The sequence below is a fragment of the Streptomyces sp. NPDC001002 genome (assembly GCF_053599215.1).
Genome location: NZ_JBSFLV010000257.1, coordinates 1 through 6,822 on the forward strand (window position 1 = coordinate 1; position 6,822 = coordinate 6,822).

5 protein-coding genes and 1 pseudogene are annotated in these 6,822 nt (G+C 69.2%); 3 read left to right on the top strand and 3 right to left on the bottom strand.

What is annotated here, in order from left to right; genetic code table 11:
• Positions 1 to 949 precede the first annotated feature (949 nt).
• Together ACWDR3_RS46665 and ACWDR3_RS46670 are read right to left on the bottom strand one after the other, a co-directional pair.
• Positions 950 to 1,117 carry a dihydrofolate reductase family protein gene (locus ACWDR3_RS46665; protein ID WP_450358780.1) on the bottom strand — a complete coding sequence of 56 codons (168 nt, stop codon included), beginning with the start codon at positions 1,115 to 1,117 and terminating at the stop codon, positions 950 to 952.
• Between the two features lie 61 nt (positions 1,118 to 1,178).
• Positions 1,179 to 2,669, bottom strand: a complete 1,491-nt coding sequence (locus tag ACWDR3_RS46670; RefSeq protein ID WP_450358781.1) for an FAD-binding oxidoreductase — start codon at positions 2,667 to 2,669, stop codon at positions 1,179 to 1,181.
• Between the two features lie 231 nt (positions 2,670 to 2,900).
• Between ACWDR3_RS46670 and ACWDR3_RS46675 the strand changes: the two genes are divergently transcribed.
• Positions 2,901 to 3,503 (top strand): cadmium resistance transporter, encoded by a 603-nt coding sequence (locus ACWDR3_RS46675; RefSeq protein WP_450358782.1) that lies wholly within the window; start codon positions 2,901 to 2,903, stop codon positions 3,501 to 3,503.
• Positions 3,504 to 3,540: 37 nt separating this feature from the next.
• Here the strand turns inward: ACWDR3_RS46675 and ACWDR3_RS46680 are convergent, their stop codons facing one another.
• Positions 3,541 to 4,377 (bottom strand): FAD-dependent monooxygenase, encoded by an 837-nt coding sequence (locus ACWDR3_RS46680; protein ID WP_450358783.1) that lies wholly within the window; start codon positions 4,375 to 4,377, stop codon positions 3,541 to 3,543.
• Between the two features lie 16 nt (positions 4,378 to 4,393).
• On the opposite strand from ACWDR3_RS46680, the pseudogene ACWDR3_RS46685 reads away from it, so the two are divergent.
• Both ACWDR3_RS46685 and ACWDR3_RS46690 read left to right on the top strand, forming a co-directional pair.
• Positions 4,394 to 4,506 (top strand): annotated as a pseudogene (locus ACWDR3_RS46685) (alpha-L-rhamnosidase-related protein); the annotation flags it as partial.
• A gap of 299 nt (positions 4,507 to 4,805) precedes the next feature.
• Complete coding sequence (locus ACWDR3_RS46690; protein ID WP_450358784.1) at positions 4,806 to 6,770, top strand: RICIN domain-containing protein; 1,965 nt, start codon at positions 4,806 to 4,808, stop codon at positions 6,768 to 6,770.
• Positions 6,771 to 6,822 lie beyond the last annotated feature (52 nt).

Here is a 6,822-nt window from a genome sequence, read left to right on the forward strand (position 1 = left end):
GCGGCCCTCGCGACCTGGTTCGTGGGCCGTGACGACAAGCGCCGCCACCATCTCGCGCGCGAGGCCGAGGCGAACGGGAGGACGGCCGCGGCGGCGAGGACGACGGCGGTACGGCGGATACGGGCGTTCATGGTCAGTCTCCTGATGCGCACGCGGCGTGTGCCGCATGCAGACGGGGATGAGGCAGATCATTCGAGTTCGGGCGGACCGACTGGAGGAAACCGTGAATTCCACAGGGAATACGCAGAGTTCGCGATTTCATCTCGTCGCCGGCCACATGGGGAATCCGGTCCAGATGGCCTGCCGGATTGGCCGTTTGCCCGATCGGATGAATCTTTTTCTCAGACCAATCCGCGGTAAGACCTGCTACGGATATACGAGAGCCTCGAAAATGTGCCGGCCCGTTGCCCCGTAGATGGAATGCCAAATCGCCAAGGTTCCCGTGCGGTTGACCAGCCCTCCTGCCACCAGGAAGCCCTCAAGAGCCGTCCCATATCCCCAGACGCTTGAGCCTGCGCTGCCGACTCCGTTCCGAGACGGCCGTGAGGCCGAAAACTAGCCCCATGAGCAGCCCGAAGACCACAGCGAACACGGGATCGTCGGGTTCTTCCTCACGCGACAGCAGCAGCAAGAAGAGGGTGAGCGGAGCACCCGTGCCGAGACCCATGCCTATCGGGTGGCGGGCCACCCATTTCTGTACCCGAGTCGGCGGCCGCTGCCCGCCCATCGCCCGATCCAGAGCCCAGAACGCCCTGCCCACCGACCGCCACGAGTTCGCCATCGCAGAAGGTTATGCGCGTTGGGCACCTGCCCGGCGTGACGACGATGAGATCGGTGTTGGTCAACCATCGACCTGTCGCTCCGCGGTGGAGCCACCAGCGGACGCCCAGGACCGGCTCCGCACCCGTCCGCCGGGGCCACACGGTCTGGGCCGACCTGCCGCGAGGCGTCACCGGGCGGACTTCCGGTGACGGGTGAGGACAGCCGCGCCGACCTGTTCCGCCGAAAGGCACTCCCGTTCCATGTGAGGGCCGTCGGCGGGGAAGAGCCGCTCGCCGGTGCCAAGGACAGTGGGGAAGGTCAGCAGCCGGTACTCGTCGATCAGGTGCTCTGCCATGAGCTGCCGTACAAGGCTGAGGCTGCCGGTGCGGTGCACCGCGCCCGTGCGGAGCGCGGTGTCAGTGCGCGGTGATGCCCTGCGGGTAGCGGAAGATGCCGGTGGGGTCGTAGTGGTGTTTGACCTCGGTCAGGCGCTGGTAGTTGGGGCCGTAGTAGGCGTGCTGCCAGTCGGTCAGGTCGGGGTCGGGGAAGTTGACGTAGGCCGCGTCGGTGTGGAGGTGGCGGCGCAGCAGCCGGTGCACGGTGCGGGTCTGTGCCAGCAGTTCGTTCACCTCGGCCGGCGCGGTGCCGGGCTGCCAGTGGGTGCCGATGTCGATGACGTAGGTGGCGTCGCGGTGGGGGTAGGCCGTCTCGTCGGGCCCGGGCCGGTCGCTGGTGCCGCCCATCGCGAACAGCGTCACGTATCCGGTCGCTCCGGCGGGGCCGGGGCGCCAGGAGCGGGTCCACTCGGCGACATCCGCCACGGTGGTGGAGTCCAGCCACCGGTCGGGGACAAGGGACTTGGAGGCGTAGCAGTCCTTCGCGCCGGGCTTTTCCATGAGGTGGTCCTGGGCCGACCAGAAGCCCCGTTCCTCGATCAGAACGCGCATCGGCCGCAGGGCCAGGAGCGGGGCCAGGAGACGGCGCGCCCGGTCCTCGGCACCGAGGTACTGCCCCAGGACCCACACACTGGTGGTGCCGTCTCCCGCGTGCTTGAAGCCGACACGGACGTCGAAGTCGCCTGTGCGGTCCGCGGCGAGGACGTCCTGAATCTCCATCGCGACGTCCACCGCCGGCGCCAGGGTGAAGGTGAGGTCGAAGACGGTCGCCCGCAGCCGGGCGACGGGCACGGCATCGAAGGTGAAGGCGGTGTTGATGCCGAAGTTCCCGCCCGCCCCGCCCCGGCACGCCCAGAACAGATCCGCGTTCTCGTTCTCCGCCGCGCGCACCAGGCTGCCGTCGGCGAGTACCACCCGTGTCTCCGTCAGCCGGTCACACGTCAGCCCCCACTTGCGGTCGTTGAAACCCAGCCCGCCGCCCAGGGTGAGTCCGGCCACGCCGACACCGGGGCAGCGACCGCCGGGAAAGTACAGTCCCGCGTCCCGCGCCGCGTAGACATCGGAGTTGGTCGCCCCACCGCCCAGATACAGCCGCCGGCCCCGCGCGGCCACCTGTTTCATCGCCCGCAGACTGATGACCAGCCCGGTGGTCGTCGAATGGCCGGCGTAGTTGTGACCCCCCGAACGGGGAACGAACGGCACACCGTGCCGGGCCGCCCACCGGATTGCCCGGCCCACGTCACCCTCCGTGGCACAGACCACCACACCCGCCGGCCGTACCGCGGCGTACCGCAGGTTGTCGGCGCCCGCCTGCGCCGGATAGCCCGCCTCACCCGGCAGGTACAACCGTGCGGCCGGACTCAGGAGCCGGCGCAGCTCCCGCCAGGCTCCCGCATCCGCTCCCCACGCCTGCCGCGCTGCGGCTGGGCGGCTTGCATACCCCTGGGCGAGTACGGCTGTGGTCGCCACGGCTGCGCCCTGGCGCAGCACGGTCCGCCGGCTGGTCCGCACGGTTGCCTCGTTCCTGTCAGTGCCGACGGCGCGTCCGCCGGACATGGCGCGTACCACCCTCCGCCGCAGCTACAGGACGAGGTCGCCGTGACACACCGGAATGATCTTGGTTCATGCGAACGGACAGAGAGCACGTCCTCGCCTCGCGTGCGGCCTCCGCCCCCCGAGGGGCACGGTGGGGGCTCCCGGTAGCGTCACCGGGACACTCACATCGCAGGAGAGCACTCACTCGTGAACCTGGGCATCATCGGGCAGGCAGTCGGACTCTTCACCGTCACCAACATCGACGACATCCTCGTCCTGGCGCTGTTCTTCGCTCAGGGAGCCGGGCACCAGCACTCCACCCGCCGCATCGTGGCCGGCCAGTACCTGGGCTTCGCCGCGATCCTCGCCGTGGCGGCGGCGGCCGCCTTCGGCGCCACCTTCCTGCCCGAGGCCGCCATCCCCTACCTCGGATTGCTGCCGCTCGGGTTGGGCCTCAAGGCCGCCTGGCAGGCGTGGCAGAACCATCGCGAGGGCGGCGGGGACGAGGAGGAACAGGCCGGGCAGGGCGGCCCGAACTCACTGGAGATCGCCGCCGTCACCTTCGCCAACGGCGGCGACAACATCGGCGTCTACGTGCCCGTCTTCGCCACCGCCGGCATCGGCGGGATGAGCGTGTACGCCGTGGTGTTCCTCGTACTCGTGGCGGTGTGGTGCTTCGCGGGCCGGTTCTTCGCCACCCGCCCGGTCATCGCCAAGGTCCTCTCCCGGTGGGGCCACATCCTCCTGCCCCTGGTCCTGATCGGCATCGGCCTGCTCATCCTCATCGAGGGTGGCGCCTTCGGACTGTGACGCGGACGGGCGCAACCACCGTTGAGTGCCTGCGAGTTCAGCCGCGCTGTCTTCCATCACGCGGCGGGGGCAGCCAACGGTCGAGGTACGCGCGCAGGCCTTCCAGGTGTGTGCCGCGAGCGACATGAGCGAGGTAGCCGTCAGGGCGTACCAGCCCGTGGGTGACAGCCCGCCACGGGCTCTCGTCGCCGAGCCGGTGCACGACGACGAGGTCGTCGCGTCCCTTCAGAATCGAGGCGAGCGGTTCATCGTTCCAGAGCTCCGAGGGGCCGGACAGGAGCAGGTGCCACCCCGGTCCGGCGGTCCGCGACTGGAGTCCGCGCGGCAGGTCGGGCAGCCGGTCGCCCGCACGCGGCCCGCGCCTCGGGTGCTGCGGGCCCGCGGTGGTGGCAGGCCCGCGCCGGTAGTGGATGCGCAGCTCCGACACCGTACGGAAGACCAGCCCGCGCAGCCTGGTCGCACGTAGCGCCAGCGGTGCCAGGCGTGGCGCGAGTCGCGTGCGGGCCAAGCGGATGACCGGGTTGCTGCTGATGCCGACGGTGAACGCCCGGTCGGTGAAGCGCAGCACGCTGCGGCCGACCGGAGCGCGCTCCGCCTCGTACGTCTCCAACCATTCCTCCGGCGCCCGTCCGCGGCTTACGAGGGCGAGTTTCCAACCCAGGTTCAGGGCGTCCTGGATACCGGTGTTCATACCCTGCGCGCCTGCCGGGCTGTGGATGTGGGCCGCGTCCCCGGCGAGGAAGAGGGGCCCCGACCGGTAGCGGACGGCCCCGCGGTTGTGGAGGCGGAAGTCGGTCATCCACACCGGGTCACGCAAGGTCAGCCGGTCAACGGCGTATCGGTCGGTGATCTCCTGCAACAGACCCAGGGTCACCTCGGCGTCCGGGGCGTCCTGGCTCTACCCCGTCGCCATGGGCGCGACCGCGTCTGGAAGCGCTGGGACAGCATGCTGCCCGACGGCACGGTCAGGCCCGACGAGATGACGTCCTTCAGCCACTGCGCTGATACGCCCGTTGAGACGCGAGGGTTGACGGTGCTTCAGCACCCCCTCTAAGTTCACGACTTGTAAAAAGCCGTGAACACCTTGTTTCAACGCCACTGATCGTCCATCACAGCCGCATCAGCCTCCCGCCTTCGGAACGCCCAGCCCGATCCAGCGCCCGCACCGCACGCCCGGCGTCGGACGAGCGAGTCTCACCCGCTCACACCGAGCGGCAGGCGACATCCCCCACCCGATCAGGAGTTTCCGTGCCTCTGAGACACCCACACTGGTGGCGACCGCGCTCCCGGACCGCCACTCCCGTGCTGCGCAGCCGTCGGGCCACGCTCGCGCTGACGGCGACGGCGGTCGGCGCGCTGCTCGCCCCCGTCGCGCTGAGCACAGTGAACGCACCGTCGGCCCAAGCGGCCGCCGCTCCCGTTCAGGTGTACTTCAGCTCGGAGTCGACCGCCTCGGGATTCGGCCCGGCCAACGCGAACTGGTTCACCAACCCGGCGACGGGGCTCGCCTCGACCCGGTATCAGTTGTCGCGCCAGTCCGACCTCACCGCGGTCACCGCCTCGGGCACGGCCACCATCACCGCTGACACGGCCACCCGTTACCAGTCCGTCCTGGGCGTCGGCTCCTCGCTGGAGGAGTCCACGATCTACAACCTGTCCCGGATGAGCGCCTCCGCGCGGATCGCGGCACTGCGCAAGCTCGTCGACCCGGTCAACGGTGCCGGGTTCAACATCGCCCGGATCCCGCTGGGTTCGAGCGACTTCACCTCGCGGCAGTTCTACACCTACGACGACGGCGCGGCCGACCCGAGCCTGTCGCGGTTCTCCATCCAGAAGGACATCGACTACAACATCATCTCGGTCCTCAAGGAAGCGAAGGCGATCAACCCCAACCTGCTGTTGTTCGGCAGTGTCTGGAGCCCGCCGGCCTGGATGAAGAACAACAACAGCCTGATCGGCGGCACGCTGCCCGACGCGAACATCCCTGTACTCGCCACCTACTTGCGCAAGGCCGTCACCGCCTACGCGGGCCAGGGACTGCCGCTGTACGCCGTCACGATGCAGAACGAACCGCTGTTCTCGCCGCCGGACTACCCGGGCATGACGCTCACCGCCGACCAGGAGCGCCGGGTTGCCACGGCGCTGCGCACGGAACTGAACGGCAACGGCGCCTCGGCGACCAAGATCTGGGCCTTCGACCACAACTTCGGCGACGGCCCGTCCTACACAGCCGGGGTCCTCGGCAATCCCGGCTCACCCAGCAGCGCGTTCAACTCGGTCGACGGCGTCGCCTTCCACGACTACGGCGGGGATCCGACCGCCATGGGACAGGTCAAGTCGAGCTACCCGACCAAGGACGTGGCCATGACCGAACGTGCCGTGTGGGGCACCGCCGGCGCGGACCGGATCGTCCAGTACTTCCGTAACCAGTCGATCATGTACCAGGACTGGGTCACCATGCTCGACCAGAACCGCAGCCCTGAGCAGTGGTCCGGCGCGCCCGACCCGACCATGTTCATCCAGTCGCCGAGCAACCCGGACACGTACTGGGCGCTGCCCGAGTACTACATCGTCGGCCAGTTCTCGAAGTTCATCGCACGCGGCGCCACCCGGGTCCAGACGAACAACGGCAACAGCGGCAATGTCACCAACGTCGCCTTCCTCAACCCCGACGGCAGTCTGGTGACCGTCGTGGTCAACCAGACAGCTTCCAACCAGCCCTTCACCTTGCGCGCCGCCGGCCAGCAGGTCAGCAGCACACTGCCCGCCAAGACGGTGGGTACGTACATCTGGCCCGACGTCGGCGGGGGCACCAGCGGGCCTGTGGACTCCACGAAGTGGTACACGGTCACCAACGCCAACAGCGGCAAGTGCGTTGACGACGCGGCCGGTTCGACCGCCAACGGCGCCGCGGTGCAGCAGTGGACCTGTGTGTCCGGGAGCACCAACCAGCAGTGGCAGTTCCAGCCCACGGACAGCGGCTACTACAGGGTCGTCAGCCGCAACGCGGCCAACGCCGTCTGGGACATCACCGGCGGGACGGGCGCCGGCAGCGGAGCGAAGATCCAGCTCTGGGCCTACGGCGGCGGCACCAATCAGCAGTGGAAGCCGGTTCCTCAGGCCGGCGGCACGTACACCCTGACGCCACGCAGCAATTCCGCCCAGTGCCTGGACGTCACCGACGTCTCCACCGCCGACGGCGCCCGGCTCCAACAGTGGACCTGCTCCGGCGGCGCCGCCCAGTCCTTCACCCTCACCCCTCAGTAGTCCGGATCGGCGCTGCCCGGCGTCCGGCACCCGCGGTGCCGCGGGACGCCGG

What these genes read in the sequence shown, in the direction of transcription:
- ACWDR3_RS46665 (WP_450358780.1), bottom strand. Translation starts at nt 1,117, where the DNA reads ATGGCAGAGCACCTGATCGACGAGTACCGGCTGCTGACCTTCCCCACT.